We start from the raw sequence: 26972 nt of genomic DNA on the forward strand, positions 1-26972 counted from the left end.
CTTTTCTTATTCGATAGGTATGCTTGTTAATGATATAGGTATATAATGAAAGGTGTTGTGCTTTACAGCGTTCATACGAAATGATACATATAAAAAACTATATTTAAGGAGGAGAATATATGCGCAATGATGGTCGAAATCAAAAGGAAATGCGTCCGGTTACGATTAAAACGGACTACTTAAAGCATCCTGAAGGTTCTGTATTAATATCTGTAGGAGATACAAAAGTAATTTGTACAGCAAGCATTGATGATCGAGTACCGCCTTTTATGCGTGGTCAAGGAAAAGGTTGGATTACAGCTGAATATTCTATGCTTCCGAGAGCAACGCAACAGCGAAATATCCGTGAATCTACTAAAGGAAAAGTGACGGGGCGTACAATGGAAATTCAGCGTTTAATTGGGCGTGCTCTCCGCGCGGTTGTAGATTTAGATAAAGTTGGCGAAAAAACAATCTGGATTGATTGTGATGTTATTCAAGCTGATGGGGGAACGCGTACAGCATCCATTACCGGAGCGTTTGTCGCAATGACGCTTGCTTTTGAAAAGCTGCTTAAAGAAGAAAGAATGAAGGAAATGCCAATTACAGATTATTTAGCCGCTACGTCTGTTGGAATGCACCGTGAACATGGTGCGATTCTAGATTTGAATTACGAAGAAGACTCAACTGCAGAAGTTGATATGAACATTATTATGACAGGGCAAGGTAAATTTGTTGAGCTGCAGGGAACAGGTGAAGAAGCAACGTTTTCTAAACAAGAGCTTGATGAATTAATTTCGTTGGGGGAAAGCGGAATTAAGCATCTTATTGAAGCGCAAAAACAAGTGCTTCAATCGCTCTAAGCAAAGCTGTTAACATTAGATGTGGAGGAGATTAAGATGGTTCGAGAAGTCATTATTGCAACAAAGAATGCAGGGAAAGTAAAAGATTTTAAAACACTTTTTTCTTCTAAAGGCATTGAAGTTAAGTCGTTGCTAGATTTTCCTGAGATTGCTGATGTTGAAGAAACGGGAACAACTTTTGCTGAAAACGCCATTTTAAAAGCTGAAGCAATCTCACATACATTACATACTGCCGTTATAGCGGATGATTCTGGTTTATCTATTGATGCGTTAAATGGGGAACCGGGCGTGTATTCAGCGCGATATGCTGGCGAACAAAAGGATGATAATGCTAATATAGAGAAGGTACTAGAAAAGTTGAGCGGTGTGCCGTTTGCTGAGCGAACTGCAAGGTTTCATTGTACGCTGGCTCTTTCTGTACCAGGAAAAGACACGATTACAGTAGACGGAACGTGTGAAGGATATATCTTGGAAGAGAAAAGAGGAGAAAATGGCTTTGGCTATGATCCAATCTTCTATATCGAACGGTGGAAGCGTGCAATGGCGGAATTGACGAAAGAAGAAAAGAACACAATTAGCCACCGAGCAAACGCACTAAAAAAGCTTGAACCACTGATTGATGCCCAATTTTAAAGGAGTGATGACGTGTGAAACTATTGATTGTAAGCGATAGCCACGGATTACAAGATGAGTTAATCGTAATTAAGGAGAGACATGCAGATGTAGATAAAATGATACACTGTGGTGACTCAGAACTTTTGCAAAATAGTAAAGAAATGGCGAACTTTTTAAGCGTTCGTGGAAATTGTGATTACGATGCATCCTATGTCAACGATCGCGTTGAAAAAGTGGGAGAAGCTACATGTTTGGTAACACACGGTCATTTATATAACGTCAAAATGTCAATGATGAATCTTCACTACAAGGCAAGGGAAGTAGGGGCAAATGTCGCATGCTTCGGTCACTCTCACGTTGCAGGGGCAGAAGTAATGGACGGCGTATTGTTTATTAATCCCGGAAGTATTTTACTGCCGCGTATGAGAAAAGAGCGCACGTATGCTATACTTGAGGTTGAAGATAATGAAGCAACCGTTCAGTTTTATGATATAAGTGGTGAGCATATTCCTAGCATGCAGCTGACGTGCACGCTTGCTTAAAAAAATAAATAAAATAAATGAGAAGAGAAAATTTCTCCTCTCTTCTCATTTATTTTTTAAAAAAACATTGACTTTTTAATTATATTTAAATATAATTAAAAATGTCTTTGAAACGATTTAGTAATATGTCCCAGTAGCTCAGCAGGATAGAGCAACGGCCTTCTAAGCCGTCGGTCGGGAGTTCGAATCTCTCCTGGGACGCCACTTATATTACATATAAACTGCGATATTTCAACCTTCTAAACCGTTTAGTGAAACGGTCAGTATAACGGTCGTGTAAGAAATTACACCGTTTATTGGCTTATATCATTTCGGTATAGGAGGTTTTTTATTTTGACTAAAAGAACAGGATTGTTTGATGTTGGAATTGATGTTAGAGGGCTATTGGATGAAATGAGTGTATCGGGCCCAGCGGCTCCAAAACAGAAAACAAAACAGAAGAAGGCCAGTGATGATTCTAAGTTGATTTCTGACGCCCTGGACATGATTACAAGGCAAATGAAGGTAAGTGGCAATAGAAGCCGTACAATAAGCGATTATGAGCTTCACGTGAAACATTTTCAAAGCATAACCAATCTTCAATTTGTAGGAGATATCACGGCGGACACTATTTATGAATGGTTAGACAGCATGGATGTTAGTAATCAGACCAAATTAACAAGGTTAAAGTGTCTTAAGGCATTCCTTTCCCGCTGCTTTGATAATGGTTGGATTCAGATTAAGTTTTGGAAGACAATTAATATAAAGGTTGACCAGAAGGTTAAAGAAGGGGCAACAGAGCACGATGTTAAGGTTCTGCTATCTTTACTAGACTTGAGTAGTTTCATCCAGCTAAGGGACGCTGTAGCGGTCCTGGTGATGTATAAGACAGGCATTAGGATAAATACCTTAACTCAACTTGAAGAACGCCATATCGACTTAAATAACAATGTCCTAAATCTTGATGGCGGCATAATGAAAAATCATCAACAAATAAAATTGCCTTTTGATGACTTGCTGAATCAACTGCTGGGTGTTCTTTTAAAACAGAATGCCAAAATTAGAAGGGAATACGGGAAGAGCAACAGCTTGGTATTTGTCACTAAATATGGGGATGTTATTGCCACTTCACCTACACACAATAATATTCAGAAGCGATTAAACAAGTATTCAAAAATGTATGGTTTGAAAAACATTAATCCCCACGCATTAAGAAGGGGTTTTGCAAAGTCATTGCTTGATAAAGGGGCGAATGTTGTGGTCATATCAAAGGCTTTGGGACACAGTGACGTATCGGTCACAACAAAGTATCTGCACTTAGATGTCGATGAAGTAGCAAATAACCTACGCGCATACTTGGGGAACAATGACTGACAAGGAAAGCCACTTGGACGAGTTAAACTGTAATGTGCTCTATTCGAATACAGAAGTCTAAAACCACAAGCAAATTAGTACTAGAGAAATAGTGGAACCTGCACAGTATTAACAGTAAGAAACCCAGACCTGGTTGGTTCTGGGTTTTTAAATATATTCGTGTATTCTTCCATTAAAGCCCTCTATAATGGAACATCGTATGATTTCTTTACTTTAGCCACCCCTAACGCATAGTGGCTGAACAATATATTCTCCACTAATTCCCCTTCAGAATCTTCACAGTCAACTATCAAGATTAACTCTGAATGAAAGCCTTTCATCAATCTTCTTCTCTTTTTTATCACTTTTTCTGTAAAAAGACGAATAGCAAAACCCACCAGAAATCCTACTGCTGCTCCAATTAACCCCCAGTAGATTGGTCCCCATTCTAGTTTAAATCCCACGCTTGCACCAATAACTGAAAAAGCTGTTGCTAGTGCAGCTCCCACATCAATCAATGAAGTTCCATCAGAGCGGTGAATATTATCGAATACCTTACGCTCTTCCGTGTTGTTATCTAAAGGAACGATAAATATATTCTTACTGGCAATACCTTTTTTCTCCAAAGTGGCAACTGCCAGTTCTATATGAACGGTATGTTCGAATGTTGAAAAGACCTGCAATGCTTACTTCACCTTCTGTCCCTTTAGTACCATAAAAGATGGAGATTGGTACTTCTCCAAAAAATATTTGCGTTGTTCTTTATCGTATAATTTATTATTTTCTACGGTGTTCATATAGGAGTCATAAATAGCAAACCCATACAGAGAAGGAAAAAACAATAACCATTGCGGTTCTAATACTGCTGTGGCCTGATTTATCTCTCCTAAAAATAAATGTGAAATTGCTTCCAATCCGTGAGAATAATAAAAGAAGAGCACAGTCCAGATGATGATAAAGAAGGCTGTAACTATCCTGTGTATATATAATTGCCCTAAGCCAGGTACAAATGCTGACCACAGGACAGCCATAACAGGATTTCTCTTATCCAAATAATTAATTTCTAACGCACCGATACTAAAGGAATTGAACTGATGTTCTTCACGGTCGGCCAATATAAAGATTTTATTCATATCAACAGTTGTCCGATAACTATCCCAGATACCAAATATATATACTGGTATATATATCAATAACCAGCGGGTATCCAATACTTCTTTTGCTTTTTCAATTTCGCCTTGAAAAGAGTAAATCATTGCTAAATTAACGTTTGCTTGTAAATTAACAATAACTTCCCAAATGAACAGTACAAATCCTCTAAGGTATTTCGATAGCAGAAGATGCCCGAAACCAGGAAAAGCTGCACTCCACCAAGCTATTATGTAGGGGTTTCTAAGGTGTATTTGTGTGGTACCAAGAATACTAACGTGAGCTCTATATCTTCTAGCAGTATTATCATTAGTGTAATTTTCCATTTTTCCACCCTTATGGTAATAACTTTTTTATCAGTTCTTACCAAATGAGCACTTTTTATACTTATGGGCTATTAGCTAGACAGTAGTTCTAAAGGATGCTGCTTATAGTGAACCCAAGCATAATTGATTACTTTGTTCAGGAGAAGGTCAACCTGGGCTTCGTCGTATACAATCCAGTTACCAATCTTTTTACCTTTAGTAAGGTTCAGCGGCATCTCAATTGCATTCAAGATTGAATTCATGTGGCGAAAGTCTTTCTTTTTACGAAACAATAAAGCTCGAGGAGTCTCTACATAGCATAAAATGTTGTATGTGTTGCCGCCCATCATCACTTTAAAGTCAATACCACCCTCTACATCATCGTAAGAACAGTAAGAAACATCATTAAAAGCATTTGATTCCTTTACTAACTGAAAAAAGTGAATTTCTCGTGCTAAGGAAGGATAAGAGCGGAGCAAGCGTGCTGAAACCGCTGTTTTGTCATATTCCTTCAAAGCTTCTTCATGAACAAGGTGATAGTACCCTACAAAAGCACTTTGTGAAGGAAAACTTCTGTATGTGCAAACATATCCCCATAACGTGTACATCATATTTGGAAAACCAAAAGCGAACTCCACCTTATTGTCTTTATCCTTGATGAAGGAGGGAGGTTCCGAACCCAATGCTCTTACAATGTCCTCTGATGTGATTGCTAGCCCTGTAGTTAAATCAATCATTCTTTAATTACTTCCTTCACTGCCTTGTTTACAGGCTTAATCATTTTCTCCTGTTCTTCCCAATATTTAACACGACGTAGTAGAAAGCTACGAATCTCAGTGAAAGTTGCGCCTGATAAATATAGCTCGATAATTGCGTTATAATCAATTATAGCTATGTCAGAAATTACACTCATGCGGTGAGAGTAAATAGCATCCAACCCATGTTGTTTTTTTAGCTTTGCTGTGAATTCATCTTTTAGTGCTTGAAGACGTTTAGGGTTATCTTCATTTAATTCTTTGTAAAAGTTAGCATATGCTCTGCTTAATTGATTACCAATTGCTACTGCTCGTGGTCCCTGGAGGTAATTCTTGTCTCCAGCTTTTTTTACACGGATTTGTTTAATTGCGGAGCGGCGCCCGTTAAGCAAGTAATTGAATTTATTCAGTGGAATACGTACACGTTTGATTTTATTTTTTGCTTGTCCTACATTAAGTCCAAATTGAGGTCCGTATTTAGCAGCGAACTCCTCTATTGTTGCAGCAATATTTGCGCCGCCTAATTCCATAAACTGTGCACCGATAAACAAGAAATTCAAGTATTCTTCTCCAATATTGGTGCGACGATAAGTTTTATCATTAGCGTCTCTGTTAAGCAGCAAGTCATACCATACGTAGTTTGTTAATGTAACAGTAATTTTTGCATTTGCATCACGTCCCTCTGATTCATCCAAGATAGCACCACGCCCATATAGAGCTAAATCATAAGCTTTATTTTGATACGTAGACTCAGACCAGCCTAAGAAGTCCATAACCTCTTCTTTACTCAAGGTGACTTTTATGCCATTCTCAGTTTCAGTTACCTCTCTTCGACGATTAGTGATGTTTGAAAGTTCTTCTTCCAGCATAGTGTCGAGGTGGTAAAATTCGTCTATCATACTTATCTCCGCCCTTCTACTTTTGTTCATACCGATAACGTATCCATTTAAAAGGTAATTTGTCAATGCTTTTGGTTGGATTATGAAAAAGAAACATTGTTGTTATAGCCATATTGAAAGATATACTAAACAGTTTTAGTTAGATTGCGTGTTTTGAAAGTATATAAGGCAAATATGGTCATTTTTATCTAATCTAACTAAAAATGAACCTGGTCTTTATCATTAGAAGAGAGTCACTTTTAGTTGGGTTGTTCTATTTATGCTTTTAGTTATCAAGCTGCTACTAACTCATAGAGCAGAGGAAGGAACCCTGTACATCTTATGGATTCAGGAGAATTACTTGCCGCATCCTTGTATTTATCCAGGCAGAAGCTTTTTGGTAGCATCCAGTAACTATGTGCGACGGAGTCGCGTTCCAAGAGAGTAACTGTAAGTAGAGGAGAGATGTTAACCCGCTTAAGAACAAACCAATGCGGGATTACTGACAGCATCTTCTATCTGCATCCATGGTAATTTACTTTTAGGGTGGCAGGTAACTTTTGTTCGGAAGCCATTATAAGGAGGACGAGAAATCATCCCCCCGCACAGAAATCCATAAAAGGCAGAAGGTAGATGACTGCCACGAACCCATTTCAATTAATCCAGAGTACCATTCTGCATCCAAGGTGAAGAGGACATACTCTATTGCTTGGAAGACAAAAGGCCAACCAAGGGAATCAAAATGCACATAAGGACTGTGGAGGGTATTTTTAACTGCTCTGAAGCCAAATTTCAAAGGACAGAGTGTCTGTAAAATCATGGTTGACTACTGCTCGAAAGCCAACTCTTAAATAGAAGTAGAAAAATTTCTGCTATATAGGTAAAAAAATAGCTCAAATTTCTCTGAGCAATAATGTAGCTATGAAGGGGTTCATTGATGTTTCGACCCCACCCCCCTCTTTGAGAGAAGGAAAATCTATTGTAAAGACACGAGAGAGGGCGTATTTGTTTCCCCTATAGGTGTATGAGATTTCGTGCCACTTGCTAAGACCTTCGGTTGGCCTTCGGCTGACGTCCCTGCTCCAGAATAGCGAGTGGCTCATCATGCGGCTCACACCTCTAAACCATAAAAGCGAAGAGAGAAGTACATCCCATGTCATTATCAAGGGTTGTTCCGCTTCGCTTCACAAAACTTTTAGCAAAGTACGCTAAAACTTCAAGCCCTGGACAATGTCACTCCCACCCGTTGCGGTCATCTTACCGACGACACACACTGAATTAGGGGTTTATAGGGCTTCTCGTCGCTTTTCAAGTATAACAGGTGGGAGAAGAGAGAGGGAAAAGGAAATCTACTCCTTGCCCCTTTAAGACCGTGGACGCTGTCCACACCTGACCTCCAAGCACTCCTGAATTAGAAGGAAAACCATTATTCATGCAGTAGAGAGGCAGGGCTTATTGAATACCCATGGGCAAGGCGTTGCTGTACGGCATCATAGAAGACAGTTTTTACCTTTGCTGTTTTTTCCCTATGGAGTATTTCAAGCCACTTACAACGGAGCTCATTGGCTTCTCGTTGGGCTTGTGGGAGGTCTGGATTCATGTTTTGCTGTTTTAAACGGTCGATAATCTGTTTATAGTCAGTCATTCTTTGTCATCCTTTCTACCAATCTTGGTCTACAGGTCCAACGAATTGCTTTTCATGATACATCTCGCAGTACAAATACTGTTTAACACGCTCCAAGTACTTGTAAGAAATGCGACGGCGTCCACTCTTTATATCAGACAACGTGGAAAGCCCCATGCCCAGGAGAGAAGCTAATTCAGTAGAAGAGAAGCCATCATGAACCTGTTTCACTGCCAATTGGCGGTTCATTGGCAAATCTCTAGCAAAAACAAGCGGGTCTTTAATTTCTGCCGCTTTTAGCATCTCTTGTATTTCATATTGAAGATTCATATACAACATCCTTTATGGTTTATTTAGGAGTAGCCGCCCTTATTTAGAGCGGCTAGGAGAGGGAGGAACCTGCCTCACTAACTGAACAAGACTATCTAAACCATTTCACGAACGTTTGTAAAGGCTTTTCTTCTACTTTTTAGAATTTTTTCAACTAACTTTAAAGGAGGTGATGCAAACAGAAAATCTATGAAGTCCAATGAATAAGAAAGGGGTGAAAATAGTAGAACGAAACTTAGTATGTGTAGTATATGCCAGAAAAATAAGCCCTGAATGAGGTCCTGGATTGCCCTACATTCAGGGCTATTTGTGCATAAAAAAAGATGAGCCGCGGGAACGGTCTCATCAGTTAAAACAATATCTATTTACATCATATAAAAAATATATTAATGAAGCAATCGGAGAGGCGTATAATCGTCTCTCTTTTTTTTGTTTCAATTACCAGGAGGAAATCAAAATGACAAATCAATTCGATAAGTTAACTTTCAAATTATTATTTGCTACCAGTATCAGAGAAAAGGATAACAGCTATATTGTTAGCGAAATCTTTACCCGCTATCCCTCAATCCAAGAGTTATTGGATGTTACCGAAGAAGAGCTACTGACAATCAAAGGCATCGGAAAAGTGAAAGCGCAGCAAATAATAGCAGCATTGAAGTTAGCTAGACTAAATCCTAGTACAGCAGAAGAAAGATTTGCAATTAGAAGTCCAGAAGATGCATTTACTTACCTGAAAGACATGCAATACCTGCACCGAGAAGAATTTGTATGCTTAGGATTGAATACCAAGAACCAAGTAATGTTTAGACAAACTGTGTTCACTGGTTCGTTAAATGCCTCTATAGTGCATCCAAGGGAAACTTTCCTTCCTTTAATAAAGAGATGTTGCGCCAGCGCTATTGTAGCTCATAATCACCCATCGGGGCATCCAGAACCATCAAGAGAAGATATTGAGGTCACTAAGCGGCTGGTAGAAGTGGGGAAAGTTGTCGGAATAGAGGTACTGGACCACGTTATCATTGGCGCCGAAAAATACATTAGCCTAAAAGAACAGGGCTATCTATAAGCAGTGGTTAGGGGACTACCTGAATGGGTTGTTCCCCTTTTGTATTGTTCATTTAAGTGTACTTTTTAGAACAGTCCATTAAGCACCTTTATACAGTATTTTTCTTGTTCGTTAATGTTCAAAAACACTTTACGTCCATTCATTAAGTTGTATGGGTGTTTACGAACACTTATTAATAAATCAAATGAAGGGGAGAGAAATAGAATGCAAATAAAGAAATTTGGCTATGTACGTGTAAGCAGTAAAGACCAGAATGAAGGTAGACAAATTGAATCCATGAAGGAGCAAGGCATTGAGGAAAGGGATATATTTATTGATAAGCAATCAGGGAAGGATTTTGAGCGTAGCGACTACCAACTTATGAAAAGGTCATTACGTGAAGGAGATGTTCTATATATACATTCACTTGACCGTTTCGGCAGGAACAAAGATGACATTCTGCATGAATGGCAGGAAATCACCAAGAGCATAAAAGCCGATATTGTCGTGCTGGATATGCCGTTACTTGATACGACGAAATATAAAGACAGCATGGGGAGCTTCATATCTGACCTTGTGCTACAAATATTGTCATGGATGGCCCAGGAAGAAAGGGAACGCATCCGTAAAAGGCAGCGGGAAGGAATAGATGTTGCATTAAAGAAGGGTGTTCAATTCGGCAGGCCAAAAGCGGAACCAACAGAAGAATTTTACCAAGCATACGGCAAATGGAAAGCAGGGGAAATAACTGCCACAGCTGCCATTGAGGAAGCAGGAATGAAGCGCACAACATTTTATAAGCTGGTGAAGCAGTTTGAAGCAGAGGAGGAGGGAGCGTGAGGACTTTAAGCCAAATACATCAAGCTTATGAAGAGATTATGCATGATATAGAAGGAGAGCCTTTCAGAAGCTTGAGTCTAGCTAAACTAATGGAAGAAATGGAGATGTATTACAAGTTCCCTGCTTTACGAAATGCAGCCTGGGAGAGCCAGGACAGGACTGTCACAGCATTATACAGAAAGATTAGTATGAGCAGAGAACTGTAGTTAAAGCATTTCGCATATTTCTTTGTTTAACACCAGCTTTAACACAAAAAGAAGCCCTCTAACCTTCAAAGTATTGGTATCAAGGGGGAGAGAGCTTCTTTTATTTGAGTAGGACCTTATTTACAAAGAGCTTACGTCGACGCATCTGGGAGGGAGGGGTTATCTTTTAAATAAAAATAATAGTTTAATGAGATTTTCTTTATTGATAGTGTTTTCGCTCCGTCAATCATAACCTACTATTTAACAATTATATGAATTAATTTACAATGGTATATAAGGACGAAAATCTTCTGAATAGATTTGAGGTATCGTAAATGCTGAAAAATATTAAGTCAAAGCAATTATCAATGTGGTTGCAAAATAACGTGAACGAATCAAAAGATAAAAAATACAGGCATCGCCTTTTAAAAGAAAATAAAGATAAAAGAGTGGATATAATCGAAGAACTAAGAGATATTGTTTCGGAAGCTCATGATGACGCTAGATTGCGCCTTAGAAAAGTAGTAGACACATCTTTGCATCCACTTGAAAATGAAGAAAGCTTTGACCCTGCTCAAGGCTATCCTGAACTCTTTGATTTGACAACTCTTAAAGGTTATTTTGGCGAAGTGTTTGCTGGATTAATTGCAGAGAATTTTTCCCCTTTTGGAGAAGACTGGAGAGTACCTGTCTTTTCATTTAGATACCATGAAATTGCATTTGACCAATTGGAAATGTATAGGCTTACTGGAGAAAAACTTAATACCATTCCTGGAAGAACAGGAGACGACTGTTTAGCATTTGTAATGGATAAATCACATAAGATAAATAAAGTCCTTTTTTGTGAAGCTAAATGTACAGCAAATCATAAAGCGAGTATGATTTCGGATGCACATATTAAAATTAGTAGTATGAATCTTATTCCTGTGGAAGTGAGAAGATTGATTGATACATTAAAAGATTACGAGGACAGTGAGTCACGGAAATGGGTTAAATCACTTCGTGAACTATATATTAAAGGGACGCAAAATGAAAGATATGACTTAGTTAGTTATGTATGTGGAAAGTCCCCAGTAAGGTCTAAAACAAGGAAGAGTTGGATTCCGTCAAATATGCCTCACCCATCATATGAAGGAAAACGGAAGTTAGAAGCCGTGGAAGTTCATTTAAATGATGTGGAGGATTTAATTAGAGAAGTATATAGGAAGGTAGATTAATTTAATGGCAGAGCATGATGAAGTAAGGGACTTGTATAAGGAACTTAAACAGCAAATTCACAAGAGTATTTTGCCCCCTTCAGTTGCGAAACTGTATAGTCAATTTACTAGGCTTAATATGAAGCAACCAGGTTTGAAGGGTTGGGAAAATGAAGAAGAATTTTCTCATCGCTTAAATGATGCTGTTACATTAGTTGATGCAGGATTATTTGAAAAAGACTTTAATGGCGAAGAGTGGAGAGACCTTTTAAAAAGGGCTGGAGAAATTCTAGAGTGGTTATCCCATCCTGAATTAAATACAAATCAGTTGCCACTAAAGTTACTGGCAGCATCAGCTTATCAATTAGCGGGATTCCCAGCCCTTGCTATGGGATTATTGAAAACCCGTTCGGTTGAGCGAAATGAATCGCTTTTACTTGGAGCTTTGCTAAAGGCTGATTTCCAAGGGTTGATTGAATTGATAGTAAAATATTGGGAATCTGAAAAGGAAGGTATAACCCAAGAAGACGACTATTCTCTCTCAATTCAACACTGGATAATTAATGAAACGGTAAAAACTCTAGGAATTATTGCATCCTACATGCGGTGGGGAGAAGAAGACCGTGTTGAAAAAGCCAAAAAGAAATTTTTAGCGATTACAGATGTGATTATTGATGGAAAAGACCCATACTCATGGTTACTAGCTAAGTTATGCAGTGAGGTTATTTTAGAGTTTAGTGAAACATCTTTAAGGCGCCATGTTGGAGAACTTTCTCTTGGTATTCCAATATCTGGTCAGAGAGCTTTTCAAAGATATTTGCGAAATAACTATCTTGAAGGAAAAACATTAGCATGGAATTCTCAAATAAAAGGTATAGAACGTTTAAAGCAAGATGAATCTTTTGCGTTATGTACGCCAACAGGTTCAGGTAAAACAACTATCGCCGAATTAGCAATTATAAAAAGTTTGTTCATTTCTGAAGAGAAAAAGGATGAATTTTCAAGTGCACTAAATATTAGGTCTAATGCTGCTCCTATTGTGATGTATCTAGTACCATCAAGGGCACTTGCCACAGAGGTAGAAAACAAATTGTCTAAAGTACTCCAAAACCTAAGCGATAGCTCAATTATTGTTAGTGGCTTGTATGGTGGTATAGATTGGGGACCAACAGACGCCTGGATTACATCTGATAAACCAACTGTTCTGATATGTACATATGAAAAGGGAGAAGCGTTATTACGGTTTCTTGGTCCTTTATTTTTAAGTAGAGTCGAATTAGTTGTGATAGACGAGGCTCATTCTGTGCAGTTTGATGGAAACTACGATACATTAATTACTTCTGACAACCGAGGGTTACGCTTAGAAATGCTTGCTAATCGATTAATTTACAATATGGAAAACAAAAAGGTTATTGCATTGTCAGCGGTGGCTGATGGAGGAATTCAGGCATTATCTAACTGGATTTCAGGAGAATTAGAAACACAACCAGAAGTTACTCAGTATAAAAGTACCAGGCAATTAATCGGTCGTCTAGAATGGCAACCCACAGGTAATTTTGAATTTAGATACGACATTCTTAACGGTTGCCACCTAAAATTCGCTGAAGACGGCGGCAAAAATGATGTTCCATATATTAAAAACCCGTTTGATGCTTTTCCAAAGACTTTTAGTGATTTAAAAAAGAAGTATACTAATCAGAAAGTCGGTAAACGACAGCGTCCATACTTGTTCTGGGCGGCTATTCAAATGGTGAAGCCTGATAAACAAGGTCTCCAACATACTGTATTAATTTCAATTACCCAGCACATAAGTGGGTATGCTGAAGACTTTGTGGACTTTTTTGAAAATATAATGAACGATGTTGAATTACCCCAATTCTTCACCCCGCCTCAAGAACAGAAAAAAGCTATTTTGTGGGAAAAATGTCTCAGGTCTTGTGAAGATTATTTTGGAGTTGACTCGTTTGAGTATAAGCTTTTAAAGAGAGGTATTGTAGTCCATCATGGCAGCATGCCTGGTTTAATGTCTAGGCTTCTAATCGAAGTTATTAATGAACGTATAGTAAAGCTAGCATTAGCAACGTCTACATTATCTGAAGGGGTTAACTTGCCTTTTGAAACTGTAATTATCCCTACTATTATAAGAAGTGGAAAACCAATAGGGTTATCTGAATTTAAAAATCTTATAGGAAGGGCTGGGAGGCCTGGAGTAGGTACGGAAGGAAAAAGTTTAGTCATGCTGGAGAAGTTAGGTGGAGATTACAGTGCACAAAATGCCCGTAATAATTATAACGGTATTATAAATGAAATAACAAAACAAAATGAGATATCTAACGCTGAAGAAAGTGAGAGTCCGCTTGCTGAATTAATCAGATATCTTGTGAAAAAGTGGGCGGAATTAACTGGTTCAAATTCAGTAGAAGAGTTTTACAAATGGATAGAAGAAGTAAGTCCACTGAATATGGATTCTTCTGATATAGAAAAGGAAGAAGTGGTTATGTCATTAGATTCCTTAGACAGCATTTTACTTCCTTCAATTGTAGAATTCGAACAAATGGAGTTTGAAGAAGGCGATATTGTTAATAGGTTGAAAATTGAGGAACACCTCAAGAGTTTATGGGAGAAAACGTATGCTTATTACACTAATTCAGATATTGGTGTAATGAAAGAAGTTTTCTCTATCAGGGGCGGGACAATCTTTGAAAATATCTATCCAGATAAAGATTTAAGAAGACGTTTTTACCGTACTAGTTTATCTCCTGTGAATGCTAGTCAATTGTTACAAGAATATATGGAAATTAATGAGCACTTAAAGGTGGGTGCTGATTATGCTAAATGGACTAAAGAGGAGAAAATTTCCTATATTTCTAAAGCGATAGAGGTTATTACGAGTCTAAATAAGTTCAAAATTCAAGATGGCGTCGGAAAAGTGAAATCTACTGATATCCTTCATTGGTGGTTGAGTCCCAGTACAGCAAGTAAAAAGCCTAATAGTAAGCAGAAGTCAAAATGGATAAAATATATAAAAAGAAATTTTGAATATATATTTAATTGGGGACTAGGAAGTGTTATTTCTTTATCACTAGATGATGCGCATGGAAGTGAGCTAAAAGAAACTAAAATTGAGGAATGGCCTGAGACAGGGCTACCTTGGATTGTATTTTGGTTAAAAGAATTAATAGTCTGGGGAACATTGGACCCAGTAGCAGCATATTTATTAGCTCATGGAATAGACTCCACACGTTCAGATGCTGAAGAAAGAGCGAGTGAATATTATGAAAATAATTCAGATTTCGAGTCTACTGATGATATTTTAAATGCCTCCAAAATTAGGGCATGGGGAGAAGTCCATTCTCATAATAAAAAGAATAATCACTTAGGTTTAAAAACTAAAATAAATGCTGCTTTATCTGCGGACTTTAAAGGAACGAAGGTAAAAAAGTGGAGAGTACTACCTGTTCTTTCTAAAATGAATATAATTTGGATTGACCCAGCTGGCTATGAATTAGCAACATCATTAATTCCTGAAGGATGGAGCGAAAATTATATTAAGAAATATGATTTTGTATTGGATACCAGGGAAGCTGTCATAATTATTTCACCATATATTTAATTCTGGATAAGTTGTTTATGTACACAATTCACATTGAATTTTAATAGCCAAATTACTGTGAATGTGGTGGTTGGATGAGGAGTGGGCGATTACTGTGTAACTACCTAGCTAAACAGCCCCCTTTAACCCCCATGCTTTCACCGCATTCATAGCTTTTTATACTAATCGTGGCGGAATTGAGAGAAGCGAACGGCTAAAATCCTGTTTTAGTACTAAACTGATAATATTGAATTAATATGCGTGCTCAATTATAATAGGATGTAAGTCAATCGGTCAAAGTTCGAAAAGTGACCGTTATACTAAAGGAATGAAAAACGCAGCAAGTCCCAGTAGCTCAGCAGGATAGAGCAACGGCCTTCTAAGCCGTCGGTCGGGAGTTCGAATCTCTCCTGGGACGTCCAAAAAGCCTACTTTTTATCTTAAGATAAAAAAGTAGGCTTTTTGTTTTGTTCTCCTAAGAAGTACAAATGAACTCGATAGAAAAACTTTTTTAAAATCATCTCATCCTTAGAGCCTCAATGATGAAAGCGCATCCAAAGATTCTGTTTAGTCTAAATTATCTAAAAAATATTCAAAAAACGGTTGACTATGTATAAAAATGGGCGTAAGATAGTCCTCAAATATAAGTTTTCTAAAAATTTTAATTAGTTGAAAACGTTAGTTTTCTCTGTTATTTGAAAGTGGAAACCTGAGAATAACAGAGAGATGAAATAATGAATTAAAACGTTGAAGAGGATAAGTAATTTTGATAGTTTGGTATCAACAGAGAGTCGGGTTGCTGGAAGCCGACGTTACCAGATCAAAGTGAACTCACCTCAGAGTGTCATCCTGAATTGAGTAAGGGTGGCCGAGTGTTATTCCAACACACTCGTTATCAAAACGAATGTTTATACATTCATGAGGTAGTCTTCGTGACTACAAATGAGGGTGGTACCGCGTAAAGTACAAAAGACTTTTCGCCCCTTGACCTATCTTAATAAAGTGGGTCTTTGTCAGGGGTGGAGAGTCTTTTTTTCTTTTTATTAAGAAAACGAAAGGATGAGAAAAAGTGGGAGCCAATATGCAAACAAAAGAGCCAGCAAGCATTGGGAAACAAATGAATGGATCTGACATGTTGATTGAATCTCTAAGAAGAGAAAATGTTGACGTCATTTTCGGTTACCCAGGAGGAGCTGTCTTACCAATTTATGATAAGCTTTACGGCTCAGGAATGTTTCATGTACTTGCTCGTCATGAGCAGGGTGGGATTCACGCAGCCGAAGGGTATGCGAGAATTTCTGGTAAGCCTGGTGTTGTCATTGCTACAAGTGGACCTGGTGCTACAAACATTGTAACTGGTTTGGCAGATGCAATGATTGACTCACTTCCTTTAGTTGTATTTACGGGGCAAGTAGCGTCAAGTGTAATTGGTTCAGATGCGTTCCAAGAAGCCGACGTATTGGGAATTACAATGCCGATTACCAAGCACAGCTATCAAGTACGTAAAGTCAGTGATTTGCCAAGAATCATTAAAGAAGCATTTCACATTGCAACAACGGGAAGACCTGGTCCAGTATTAATTGATATCCCAAAAGACATGGCGCAAGGAGATGGCGAATTCAGCTATGAAGGTGAGGTTAACTTACCTGGCTATCAGCCTACATACACGCCAAACCAGCTGCAGGTTAAGAAATTAGCCGAAGCGGTAACAGCTGCTAAAAAGCCAGTTATTTTAGCAGGCGCGGGTGTATTGTTAAGTAAAGGTTCAGAAGAATTAAAAAATTATGCAGAACAGCAAAACATTCCTGTTGTGAACACGTTGCTAGGTTTAGGCTGTTTTCCGGCGGATCATCCGCTTCATTTAGGAATGGCCGGCATGCACGGCACGTACACAGCAAACATGGCGATTTATGAGAGTGATCTTCTCATCAGTATCGGAGCTCGCTTTGATGATCGTGTAACAGGCAATTTAAAGCACTTTGCACCAAATGCTAAAATTGCACACATTGATATCGATCCCGCTGAAATCGGTAAAAATGTACCAACGAAAATCCCAATCGTGGGAGACGCAAAAGAAGTGCTGTCACAGCTTCTTTTACAAGATGGCGAAACAGGAGATTATACGAAATGGCATGAGAAATTAGCTGGGTGGAAACAAGAATATCCTTTATGGTATGAGAACTCTTCAGAAGTGTTAAAGCCTCAAAAAGTGATTGAGCTACTGCATCAATATACGGATGGAGATGCCGTAGTGACAACAGACGTAGGTCAGCATCAAATGTGGGTTGCTCAATACTATACGTTCAACAATCCAGACCGATGGGTAACTTCGGGCGGTTTGGGAACAATGGGGTTTGGTTTACCTTCTGCCATTGGTGCACAGCTGGCAAATAAAGATAAAACAGTTGTAGCAGTTGTTGGAGATGGTGGCTTCCAGATGACGCTTCAAGAATTAGGTGTCATTCATGAGCTTAATCTACCTGTGAAAGTGGTTATATTAAACAATCATTCTCTTGGAATGGTTCGTCAGTGGCAAGAAATCTTCTATGAAGAGCGCTATTCTCATTCACTGATTCCGAATCAGCCAGACTTTATGAAACTAGCGGAAGCTTATGGTATTAAAGGGCTTCAAGCAACGACTGAAGAAGAGGCACACGCTGTATTAAAAGAAGCGATGGAGACGGATGGTCCAGTGTTAATGAACTTCTTCGTAGCACCAAAAGAAAATGTGTATCCGATGGTTGCTCCTGGAAAAGGACTTCATGAAATGGTGGGGGTGAAACCGTGAAGCGGATTATAACAGCAACAGTGTTAAATAGAGCAGGCGTATTAAATAGAGTAACAGGGTTGTTCACCAAAAGAAATTTCAATATTGAAAGTATTTCAGTAGGTCATACCGAATCAGAAGACGTATCGCGCATGACGTTTGTAGTAAACGTGGAAGACGATGGCGCTGCTGAACAAGTAATTAAGCAATTAAACAAGCAAATTGATGTCTTAAAAGTTCAGGACATTACTGAACAGGCCGTTGTTTCACGAGAGCTTGCTTTAATGAAAGTAGCTTCAACACCAGCGAGCCGAAATGAGCTGTATGCAGTTATTGAGCCATTTCGAGCAACCATTCTTGATGTTAGCCGAGATAGTTTAATCATCCAGGTAACAGGTGAATCAAGTAAAATCGAAGCGATGATTGATCTACTTCAGCCATACGGACTGAAAGAAGTAACGCGAACGGGTACCGTAGCTGTACCGCGCGGAACGCAAAAAGTAGCGGCAAAGTGGTCATCAATTATTTAACTAAGATATAAACCAAAAATTAACCTATAAAAATTAAAAACAAAGAGGAGAGATTTATTATGACAAAAGTATATTATAACGGTGACGCAAAGGATCAATTCTTACAAGGTAAAACAGTAGCAATCGTAGGATACGGTTCACAAGGTCACGCTCATGCACAAAACTTACGCGATAGTGGAGTAAACGTAGTTGTTGGTTTAAGAAAAGGTAAATCATGGGAGCAAGCTGAGCAGGATGGATTCACAGTTCTTTCAGTGAAAGAAGCTGTACAACAATCTGAAGTTGTGATGGTCTTATTACCAGATGAGCATCAACCAAAAGTATATAATGAAGAAATTTTACCAGGATTAAAGCCAGGAAAATCATTAGTTTTTGCACATGGCTTCAACATTCACTTCAACCAAATCGTTGCTCCTGAATTTGTAGATGTATTCTTAGTAGCTCCGAAGGGTCCAGGACATCTTGTGAGAAGAACATATGAAGAAGGTGCGGGTGTACCAGCTCTATTTGCTGTATTCCAAGACGTAACTGGTGAAGCAAAAGAAATTGCGTTAGCATACGCAAAAGCAATCGGATCAGCTCGTGCTGGTGTATTAGAAACAACATTTAAAGAAGAAACAGAGACTGATTTATTCGGTGAGCAAGCAGTTCTTTGCGGTGGCTTAACATCATTAGTAAAAGCAGGTTTTGAAACGCTTGTAGAAGCAGGCTATCAGCCAGAAGTTGCATACTTCGAGTGTTTACATGAATTAAAATTAATCGTTGACCTTATGTATGAAGGTGGATTAGCAGGAATGAGATATTCAATTTCTGATACTGCTCAATGGGGTGACTTCGTATCAGGGCCACGCGTTGTAGATGAGCGTTCAAAAGAACAAATGAAAAAAGTGCTTGAAGACATCCAAACAGGTAAATTTGCTAAAGGTTGGATCCTAGAAAACCAAGCAAATCGTCCAGAGTTTACAGCAATCAATAACAGCGAAAATGAGCATTTAATTGAAAAAGTTGGTGCGCAGCTACGTGAAATGATGCCATTTGTAAAAAAACAAAAGAAAGAAGCGGTGGTCGCTAGTGCAAAAAATTAACCTATTTGACACGACGCTACGAGACGGGGAACAATCACCTGGAGTTAATCTAAACCTACAAGAAAAGCTTGAGATTGCAAAACAGTTAGAGCGTTTAGGAATTGATGTAATCGAAGCAGGTTTCCCAGCTTCTTCAAAAGGCGATTTTCAATCGGTGAAGGAAATTGCGTCGACTGTCAAAGATTCTTCTGTAACAGGCCTTGCAAGGTCTGTTACACAGGACATTGACATCGCTTGGGAAGCCTTAAAAGACAGTGCTGAACCAAGGCTGCACGTATTTATTGCTACTTCTCCAATTCATTTGGAGCATAAGTTGAAAAAGACACCAGAGCAAGTGCTAGAAACAGCGGTTGAAATGGTGAAATACGCAGCGAAAAAGTTTCCGATTGTTCAATGGTCTGCCGAAGATGCATGCCGAAGCGAATTACCGTTTCTAGCACAAATTGTAGAAGCCGTCATTGATGCAGGGGCTAAGGTTGTTAATATTCCGGATACGGTTGGTTATACAACGCCGGCTCACTACGGATCTGTGTTTCAATATTTAAAAGAAAATGTTTCAAACATTGATAAAGTGTCATTGTCTGCTCATTGTCATGATGATTTAGGCTTAGCGGTAGCGAATTCACTTGCTGCAATTGAAGCAGGAGCAACACAAATTGAAGGGACAATCAACGGGATTGGTGAGCGTGCTGGAAATGCGGCTTTAGAAGAAGTTGCACTTGCCTTAAATATTCGCAAAGATTTCTATCAAGCGGAGTCAGGCCTGGTTTTACCAGAAATTAAGCGAACAAGCGATTTAATTAGCAAGCTAACGGGCATGACGATTGCACCAAATAAAGCAATTGTAGGTAAAAATGCTTTTGCTCACGAATCTGGTATTCACCAAGATGGTGTCTTAAAAAACCCATTAACATACGAAATTATTTCCCCAGAACTTGTTGGGGTGAAACAAAACCCGATTGTGCTTGGGAAGCATTCTGGAAGACATGCATTCCGTACACGCTTAGTAGAGCTAGGGTTTGTTCTAGAAGATGAGCAAGCGAACGTTCTATTTGAAAAATTTAAGGACTTAGCAGATAAAAAGAAAGACATCACAGATGATGATTTGTTTGCGCTAGTAGTGCACAAGCAGGTTAATCACGATGTTGAATACAAGCTAGAAGGACTTCAAGTACAGTATGGTATTAATAATATTCCAACTGCTACAATCACGCTTCAGCGTAAGAATGGAGACGTTGTTCAAGAAGCGGCGACGGGATCAGGGAGCGTTGAAGCAATTTACAATACGCTGGCACGTTGTTTAGAACAAGATGTAAAGCTATTAGATTATCGCCTACAGTCCATTAACGGTGGACCGGATGCGCTGGCAGAGGTATTTGTTAAAGTAGAAAGTGACGGTGTGGAAGTAAGTGGAAGAGGCGTAGCATTTGATGTACTAGAGTCATCGGCAAAGGCTTATATCAACGCAATTAATCGCTTATTCGCAGTTAAGCAGCACCGCGTTGAGCAAGAAGTGTAATACGTAGACAAGAAGGGAGAGACTATCATGACAAAAAAGGTAGCGGTGTTACCTGGAGACGGAGTTGGGAAAGAAGTTACAAAAGGTGCAATCGACGTCTTAAACGCCATCGGTCAACGCTTTAACCATCAGTTTGAATTTAGCTATGGGTTAATCGGAGGAGCTGCTATTGATACAGAAGGAGTACCACTTCCAGAAAGTACAGTAGCGGTTTGTAAAGAAGCGGATGCAGTATTGCTTGGGGCTGTAGGTGGTCCTAAGTGGGATGCCGTTCCTACACAGCTCCGTCCAGAGCGAGGCTTATTAGCAATTCGTAAAGAACTGGACCTTTATGCTAACTTGCGTCCAGTTACTTATTATGATAGTTTAGCAGATTCTTCTCCTTTGAAAAAAGAATATATTCAAGACGTTGATTTTATTATCGTACGTGAGCTAACAGGCGGCTTATATTTTGGAAAACCAAGTGAGCGCCGCACAAATGGGAGTGAAGAAGTCGTTGTAGATACGCTTTATTACAAGCGTGAAGAAATTGAGCGTATCATTCGCCAAGCATTTGAAACAGCAAAAGTTCGTCGTCAAAAGGTTACGTCTGTTGACAAAGCGAACGTATTGGAGTCAAGTCGTTTATGGCGTGAGATTGCTGAAGAAGTATCAAAAGATTATCCCGAAATTGAGCTTGAACATATGCTAGTGGATTCAGCAGCGATGCAGCTTATTCGTAATCCAAAGCACTTTGACGTAGTCGTTACTGAGAACATGTTCGGAGATATTTTAAGTGATGAAGCTTCGATGCTAGCTGGATCTTTAGGGATGTTACCATCTGCTAGTTTGACGTTAAACGGACCTTCTCTTTATGAACCTGTTCATGGCTCTGCACCAGATATTGCAGGCCAAAATAAAGCTAATCCAATCGCAGCTATTTTATCAGCAGCGATGATGTTAAGACATTCATTTGGTCTTGAAGAAGAAGCGAAAGCAGTGGAACAAGCGGTAGAACACGTATTAAATGCTGGTCATCGTACAGCAGATTTAGCGAACGGCTCACATTATTTGTCAACTGAAAAAATGGTAGAAGCAATTGTTGATACGATTGCTGACGATTCTGCAATTGTTAACATTATGACAGCTTATAGTTAATCATGCGTTTCTCACCTTTATGTGAGAAACGTTTTTCATAACTGGAAAGGAGGAGCAAGATGAAAGCAAAGAACATTATTGAGAAACTATGGGAACAACATGTAGTACGCCAAGAAGAGGGGAAGCCGGATTTATTATACATTGATCTTCATCTTATTCACGAAGTAACGTCACCTCAAGCATTTGAAGGCTTACGTGTTGCTGGGCGAAAAGTAAGGCAACCCAATTTGACGTTTGCAACGATGGATCACAACATTCCGACCGTTGACCGCTTCAACATCAAAGATCCAATTGCAAAAAAACAAGTTGATACGTTATCTGCAAACTGCGCTGAGTTCGACGTGAGGCTGTTAGACTTAACGAATGAAGAACAAGGAATCGTTCATATTATTGGACCGGAATTAGGTTTAACGCAGCCTGGTAAGACAATTGTATGTGGGGATAGTCATACATCTACCCACGGAGCGTTTGGTGCATTAGCATTTGGTATTGGTACGAGTGAAGTTGAGCACGTATTAGCTACTCAAACGCTTTGGCAAGCCAAGCCAAGAACGATTCAAGTAAAAGTGGATGGCCAAAAGAAGCCTGGTGTATTCGCAAAAGATATCGTACTAGCGATTATTCAGAAGTTTGGTGTGAACTTTGGAACAGGTTCTATCATCGAATTTACGGGAGATTGCATTAAGCAGCTTTCAATGGAAGAGCGGATGACCATTTGTAACATGTCCATCGAAGCAGGAGCAAAAGCAGGCTTAATCAGCCCTGATGAAGTAACTTTTTCTTATATTAAAGGAAGAGAATATGCACCAAAAGGTGAAAAGTTCACTGAAGCAGTTGAAAAGTGGAAAGCGTTAGCTTCGGATGAAGGCGCAGAATATGATCAAACGCTAGAAATTGATGCAAATGAAATCGAGCCTGTTGTGACATGGGGAACAAATCCTGCGATGAGTTCGTACATTAGTAAAACAGTTCCTACATTTGAATCATGTAACACGGATTCAGAACGCAAATCATTGGAAAGAGCGCTAGACTACATGGGGTTAACTCCGGGTATGGCAATTGAAGATATTCCAATTCAACACGTATTTATTGGTTCCTGTACGAACGCTCGCTTATCGGATCTACGTGATGCAGCTTCTTTTATAAAAGGAAAGAAAGTATCACCGAATGTGCGAGCAATGGTTGTACCAGGTTCTCAGAAAATTAAACGTATTGCTGAAGAAGAGGGGATTGCAAAAACGTTTGTTGAAGCTGGATTTGAATGGCGTGATTCAGGATGTAGCATGTGTTTAGGGATGAACTCGGATTTAGTTCCTCAAGGGGAACATTGTGCTTCCACGTCAAACCGTAACTTTGAAGGACGTCAAGGTAAAGGGGCGCGAACTCACCTTGTTAGTCCAGTGATGGCGGCGGCAGCAGCGGTATATGGTCACTTTGTAGACGTTCGTAAATTACAAGAAGAAGCTGTGAGATAAGGAGAGGTAACATGAATGCATTTACAGTTGAAACAGGGAAAGTAGCCGGGATGGACCGCTCTAATGTCGATACAGATCAAATTATTCCAAAGCAATTTTTAAAGCGCATTGAGCGTACTGGTTTTGGAAAATATTTATTTTTTGATTGGCGATACAATGAAGATGGAGTAACGCCAAATCCTAGCTTTGAGCTAAATGCGCCTGAAAATGAAGGAGCAACAATCTTAGTTGCAAATGAAAACTTCGGATGTGGTTCTTCACGTGAGCATGCACCGTGGGCATTGTTAGATTACGGCTTTAGAGCCATTGTGGCGCCATCTTTTGCAGATATCTTTAAACAAAATTGTCTAAAAAATGGAATTCTACCAATTGCATTACCAGTTGAAGATGTTGAGTATCTATTGAAGGAATCAAAAGCAGCTGATTATAACTGCACGATCGATTTACATCAGCAAACAATTTCAGACGAAGCTGGATTCAAACGAACGTTTGACATTAATAGCCATTGGAAATATATGCTTGTAAATGGGTTTGATGAAATTGGTTATACGTTATCGTTTGCTTCTGACATTGATCAGTATGAAAACAATACCGTTCGTTATTGAAAAAAGCTGGGCAAAGTTACCTCTTTGCTCGGCTCTTTTTTGCGTTCTATTAGACAACTTGCTAAACTGTATAGCAAAGAAATGTGAAGTGAGGAGAGAATATGACTGAGAAAAAGCGAGATAATGTAATTGCGTTTCCTCATTTGCAAGAGCGTTTAGTAGAAAAAGCGAAAGAATATCTACAGAATAAACGCTTTAATGAGGCTCTGCATTTATTTAAGCAAGCATACGAAATAGGCCAAGAGCACCGAGACGTATTGTTCGGGCTAGCTGTATGTTATTTAGAACTAGGAGAGGTTGAAACAGCTAAAACGCTTTGTAAAAAGATGTTGCATGAAGACATAGGACATTACTATGATAATCTACAAATGCTTTTAATGATTCTTATCCAGCTTGGTGAGTATAAAGAAGGCTATGAAACCTTGCAGGCTGTTATAGAAGAACATGATGTACCCGCTGAGGATCAAGAGCAAATTAATCAGCTCTTAGCGTTTTGCTTATCGAGAATGAATCAAGAAAAGGACATAGAAGGACAAACAGAGCAGGAGCAGCTTACGCGTTTAAAAGATTTCTTAAATGAGACGGTCGTTTCAAATCAGATTGATCATTTACACACGCTCCTTCTTCATCGAATGAATCAGTATAGCTTCTTCTTACAAGAGCTATTCACAAATGAATCCGTTCATCCCATTGTGAAAACCGAGGCTCTTAAAATATTAATGAAGGAACAGGTTAACCATGACTTTCATATCAACAAATTTCAGCGTGAAAAAAAAATTAATCCGCTCACTTTACAGCAAATAATACCATCTCCGTTAGCCATTCATGTTGAGAAATCCCTGAGGGAAAAGTTGGAACACGAAAATCCCACTATGCTCCAAGCAAGCTTAGAGATTTGGAATCGTTATTTATATGTTTTATTTCCATTCAGTCCGGTTAATGAACATGTAGGTATCTGGGTGGAGGCGTTATACGCACTCGCAACTGAATTATATGGTGAAGAGGTTGACGCTGAGCAAATCGCACTGATGCATAACTTCTCTGCTGAGGATTTGAAACAAGCTATTAAACACCTAAAGGAAATTGAAGAAATTTCTTTGATATAAAATGAGGTGTTTTGTTGAAACGTCATTGTTGTATGTTATAATATAATGGTTGTAAAATGCACTTAAACAAGTATAGTAGAATTTCATCTTTACATCACGTTCCTACTTACTTTAAAGTAATAGGGAGTTCGATAGATAATGAAGGAAACATTGATCTCATTATCAGAGTGAAAATCACTACTTAAAATGATTTTGGAGGGAAATATACATGTCTGCAAAATGGGAAAAACAAGAAGGTAATCAAGGCGTTTTAACAGTAGAAGTTGAAGCTGCTGAATTCGATAAAGCCTTAGATAAAGCATTCACAAAAGTTGTTAAACAAGTAAACGTACCAGGTTTCCGTAAAGGGAAAATGCCACGTCCACTATTTGAAAAACGCTTTGGTGTAGAATCTTTATACCAAGATGCACTAGATATCTTATTACCAGAAGCTTACAGCAATGCTGTTGCTGAAGCTGGTATCGAGCCAGTAGATCGTCCGGAAATCGATGTTGAAACAATCGAAAAAGGACAAGACTTAGTTTTCACTGCTAAAGTAACAGTTAAGCCTGAAGTGAAATTAGGCGAATACAAAAACTTAGAAGTTGAAAAATTAGACACAACAGTAACTGACGAAGACGTTGAAGCTGAATTAAAATCTCTTCAAGAGCGTCAAGCTGAGCTAGTAGTAAAAGAAGAAGGCGCTATTGCTGAAGGCGATACTGCTGTAATCGACTTTGAAGGATTCGTTGATGGAGAAGCATTCGAAGGCGGAAAAGGTGAGAACTATTCATTAGAAATTGGTTCTAACACATTTATCCCAGGCTTTGAAGAGCAATTAGTAGGTTTAGAAGTTGGCGCTGAAAAAGACGTTGAAGTAACGTTCCCAGAAGAGTACCATGCTGAAGAGCTTGCTGGTAAAAAAGCAACTTTCAAAGTGAAAGTACACGAAATCAAAGCAAAAGAATTACCAGCATTAGACGATGAATTTGCTAAAGATGTAGACGAAGAAGTAGAAACTTTAGAAGCATTAAAAGCGAAAACAAAAGAAAACTTACAAACTGCAAAAACAAACGAAGCTGAATCAGCTCTACGTGATGCATTAGTAGAAAAAGCTGCTGAAAATGCAGAAGTAGAAATTCCAGAAGCAATGTATGCAACTGAAATGGATCGTATGATGCAAGAATTCGAGCAACGTTTACAAATGCAAGGTTTAAACCTTGAGCTATACTTCCAGTTCTCTGGTCAAGATGAAAAAGCTTTACGTGACCAAATGCGTCCAGACGCTGAAAAACGCGTGAAGATTAACTTAACGTTAGAAGCTATTTCTCAAGCTGAAAATCTTGAAGTAACTGACGAAGAAGTAGAAAAAGAATTAGAGAGCATGGCAGGAATGTACAACATGCCTGTCGAAGAAATTAAGAAAGTGCTTGGCAGTCTTGAAACAGTTAAATCTGACATGAAGATTCGCAAAGCTATAGAATTTCTTGTAGAAAACAGCAAAGCTGTAGCATAATAATAGTAAAGAACAAGGCGCGA

Annotated in this window: 24 protein-coding genes, 2 tRNA genes and 1 other annotated feature; of the genes, 20 read left to right on the plus strand and 6 right to left on the minus strand. The window is 38.9% G+C overall.

Going from position 1 to position 26972, the window contains the following annotated elements:
• Positions 1 to 119: 119 nt before the first annotated feature.
• From rph to BFL01S_RS04690, 5 genes are all read left to right on the plus strand, one after another.
• Positions 120 to 842, plus strand: a complete 723-nt coding sequence (rph, locus tag BFL01S_RS04670; RefSeq protein WP_035320239.1) for a ribonuclease PH — start codon at positions 120 to 122, stop codon at positions 840 to 842.
• A 36-nt stretch (positions 843 to 878) separates the two neighbouring features.
• The gene (locus BFL01S_RS04675; protein WP_061785002.1) at positions 879 to 1475 is read left to right on the plus strand and encodes an XTP/dITP diphosphatase; all 597 of its coding nucleotides are present in this window, start codon (positions 879 to 881) and stop codon (positions 1473 to 1475) included.
• 14 nt (positions 1476 to 1489) lie between these two features.
• Positions 1490 to 1999 carry a metallophosphoesterase family protein gene (locus BFL01S_RS04680; RefSeq protein ID WP_061785003.1) on the plus strand — a complete coding sequence of 170 codons (510 nt, stop codon included), beginning with the start codon at positions 1490 to 1492 and terminating at the stop codon, positions 1997 to 1999.
• A 127-nt stretch (positions 2000 to 2126) separates the two neighbouring features.
• A tRNA-Arg gene (locus BFL01S_RS04685) sits at positions 2127 to 2203 on the plus strand.
• A gap of 129 nt (positions 2204 to 2332) precedes the next feature.
• Positions 2333 to 3352: a tyrosine-type recombinase/integrase gene (locus BFL01S_RS04690; protein ID WP_061785004.1), complete on the plus strand. Its 1020-nt coding sequence runs from the start codon at positions 2333 to 2335 to the stop codon at positions 3350 to 3352.
• Between the two features lie 182 nt (positions 3353 to 3534).
• On the opposite strand, the gene BFL01S_RS04695 is transcribed toward BFL01S_RS04690, so the two are convergent.
• The 6 genes from BFL01S_RS04695 to BFL01S_RS04725 form a co-directional block, all read right to left on the minus strand.
• Positions 3535 to 4014 (minus strand): hypothetical protein, encoded by a 480-nt coding sequence (locus BFL01S_RS04695; RefSeq protein ID WP_061785005.1) that lies wholly within the window; start codon positions 4012 to 4014, stop codon positions 3535 to 3537.
• A gap of 3 nt (positions 4015 to 4017) precedes the next feature.
• On the minus strand, positions 4018 to 4806 hold the full coding sequence (locus tag BFL01S_RS04700; RefSeq protein ID WP_061785006.1) for a hypothetical protein: 789 nt from the start codon (positions 4804 to 4806) through the stop codon (positions 4018 to 4020).
• 71 nt (positions 4807 to 4877) lie between these two features.
• Complete coding sequence (locus tag BFL01S_RS04705) at positions 4878 to 5522, minus strand: hypothetical protein (protein WP_061785007.1); 645 nt, start codon at positions 5520 to 5522, stop codon at positions 4878 to 4880.
• Entirely contained in the window at positions 5519 to 6439 is a 921-nt protein-coding gene (locus BFL01S_RS04710) for a hypothetical protein (protein ID WP_061785008.1), read from the minus strand. The genes BFL01S_RS04705 and BFL01S_RS04710 overlap by 4 nt, the downstream gene beginning before the upstream one ends.
• 1405 nt (positions 6440 to 7844) lie before the next feature.
• The gene (locus BFL01S_RS04720; protein WP_061785010.1) at positions 7845 to 8063 is read right to left on the minus strand and encodes a hypothetical protein; all 219 of its coding nucleotides are present in this window, start codon (positions 8061 to 8063) and stop codon (positions 7845 to 7847) included.
• Between the two features lie 15 nt (positions 8064 to 8078).
• On the minus strand, positions 8079 to 8372 hold the full coding sequence (locus BFL01S_RS04725) for a helix-turn-helix domain-containing protein (protein ID WP_061785011.1): 294 nt from the start codon (positions 8370 to 8372) through the stop codon (positions 8079 to 8081).
• 457 nt (positions 8373 to 8829) lie between these two features.
• Between BFL01S_RS04725 and radC the strand changes: the two genes are divergently transcribed.
• From radC to tig, 15 genes are all read left to right on the plus strand, one after another.
• On the plus strand, positions 8830 to 9438 hold the full coding sequence (gene radC / locus BFL01S_RS04730; protein ID WP_061785012.1) for a RadC family protein: 609 nt from the start codon (positions 8830 to 8832) through the stop codon (positions 9436 to 9438).
• A 204-nt stretch (positions 9439 to 9642) separates the two neighbouring features.
• Positions 9643 to 10257, plus strand: coding sequence for a recombinase family protein (locus BFL01S_RS04735; RefSeq protein WP_061785013.1), 615 nt, complete (start codon positions 9643 to 9645; stop codon positions 10255 to 10257).
• On the plus strand, positions 10254 to 10463 hold the full coding sequence (locus BFL01S_RS04740) for a hypothetical protein (protein ID WP_061785014.1): 210 nt from the start codon (positions 10254 to 10256) through the stop codon (positions 10461 to 10463). Before BFL01S_RS04735 ends, BFL01S_RS04740 begins: the two co-directional genes overlap by 4 nt.
• A 314-nt stretch (positions 10464 to 10777) precedes the next feature.
• A complete protein-coding gene (locus BFL01S_RS04745; RefSeq protein ID WP_061785015.1) occupies positions 10778 to 11659 on the plus strand; it encodes a hypothetical protein in 882 nt (293 codons plus the stop codon).
• A 4-nt stretch (positions 11660 to 11663) separates the two neighbouring features.
• Positions 11664 to 15251 (plus strand): DEAD/DEAH box helicase, encoded by a 3588-nt coding sequence (locus tag BFL01S_RS04750; RefSeq protein ID WP_061785016.1) that lies wholly within the window; start codon positions 11664 to 11666, stop codon positions 15249 to 15251.
• Positions 15252 to 15574: 323 nt separating this feature from the next.
• Positions 15575 to 15648 (plus strand) — tRNA-Arg (locus tag BFL01S_RS04755).
• 320 nt (positions 15649 to 15968) lie between these two features.
• Positions 15969 to 16218 (plus strand) — a binding site (T-box leader).
• A gap of 93 nt (positions 16219 to 16311) precedes the next feature.
• On the plus strand, positions 16312 to 18018 hold the full coding sequence (gene ilvB / locus BFL01S_RS04760) for an acetolactate synthase large subunit (protein ID WP_152545167.1): 1707 nt from the start codon (positions 16312 to 16314) through the stop codon (positions 18016 to 18018).
• On the plus strand, positions 18015 to 18527 hold the full coding sequence (ilvN, locus tag BFL01S_RS04765; protein ID WP_025908570.1) for an acetolactate synthase small subunit: 513 nt from the start codon (positions 18015 to 18017) through the stop codon (positions 18525 to 18527). The genes ilvB and ilvN overlap by 4 nt, the downstream gene beginning before the upstream one ends.
• A 59-nt stretch (positions 18528 to 18586) precedes the next feature.
• Positions 18587 to 19612, plus strand: coding sequence for a ketol-acid reductoisomerase (gene ilvC, locus BFL01S_RS04770; protein ID WP_025908569.1), 1026 nt, complete (start codon positions 18587 to 18589; stop codon positions 19610 to 19612).
• Positions 19599 to 21131, plus strand: a complete 1533-nt coding sequence (locus BFL01S_RS04775) for a 2-isopropylmalate synthase (RefSeq protein WP_025908568.1) — start codon at positions 19599 to 19601, stop codon at positions 21129 to 21131. Before ilvC ends, BFL01S_RS04775 begins: the two co-directional genes overlap by 14 nt.
• A gap of 27 nt (positions 21132 to 21158) precedes the next feature.
• A complete protein-coding gene (gene leuB, locus BFL01S_RS04780; protein WP_025908567.1) occupies positions 21159 to 22268 on the plus strand; it encodes a 3-isopropylmalate dehydrogenase in 1110 nt (369 codons plus the stop codon).
• Between the two features lie 59 nt (positions 22269 to 22327).
• Entirely contained in the window at positions 22328 to 23743 is a 1416-nt protein-coding gene (leuC, locus tag BFL01S_RS04785; protein ID WP_061785017.1) for a 3-isopropylmalate dehydratase large subunit, read from the plus strand.
• An 11-nt stretch (positions 23744 to 23754) separates the two neighbouring features.
• On the plus strand, positions 23755 to 24348 hold the full coding sequence (gene leuD, locus BFL01S_RS04790) for a 3-isopropylmalate dehydratase small subunit (protein ID WP_025908565.1): 594 nt from the start codon (positions 23755 to 23757) through the stop codon (positions 24346 to 24348).
• A 101-nt stretch (positions 24349 to 24449) separates the two neighbouring features.
• The gene (locus tag BFL01S_RS04795; protein WP_061785018.1) at positions 24450 to 25454 is read left to right on the plus strand and encodes a tetratricopeptide repeat protein; all 1005 of its coding nucleotides are present in this window, start codon (positions 24450 to 24452) and stop codon (positions 25452 to 25454) included.
• A gap of 208 nt (positions 25455 to 25662) precedes the next feature.
• Positions 25663 to 26949: a trigger factor gene (gene tig, locus BFL01S_RS04800; RefSeq protein WP_061785019.1), complete on the plus strand. Its 1287-nt coding sequence runs from the start codon at positions 25663 to 25665 to the stop codon at positions 26947 to 26949.
• The last annotated feature ends 23 nt before the right edge of the window (positions 26950 to 26972 follow it).

This window comes from Priestia flexa NBRC 15715, assembly GCF_001591565.1.
Lineage (GTDB): Bacteria > Bacillota > Bacilli > Bacillales > Bacillaceae_H > Priestia > Priestia flexa.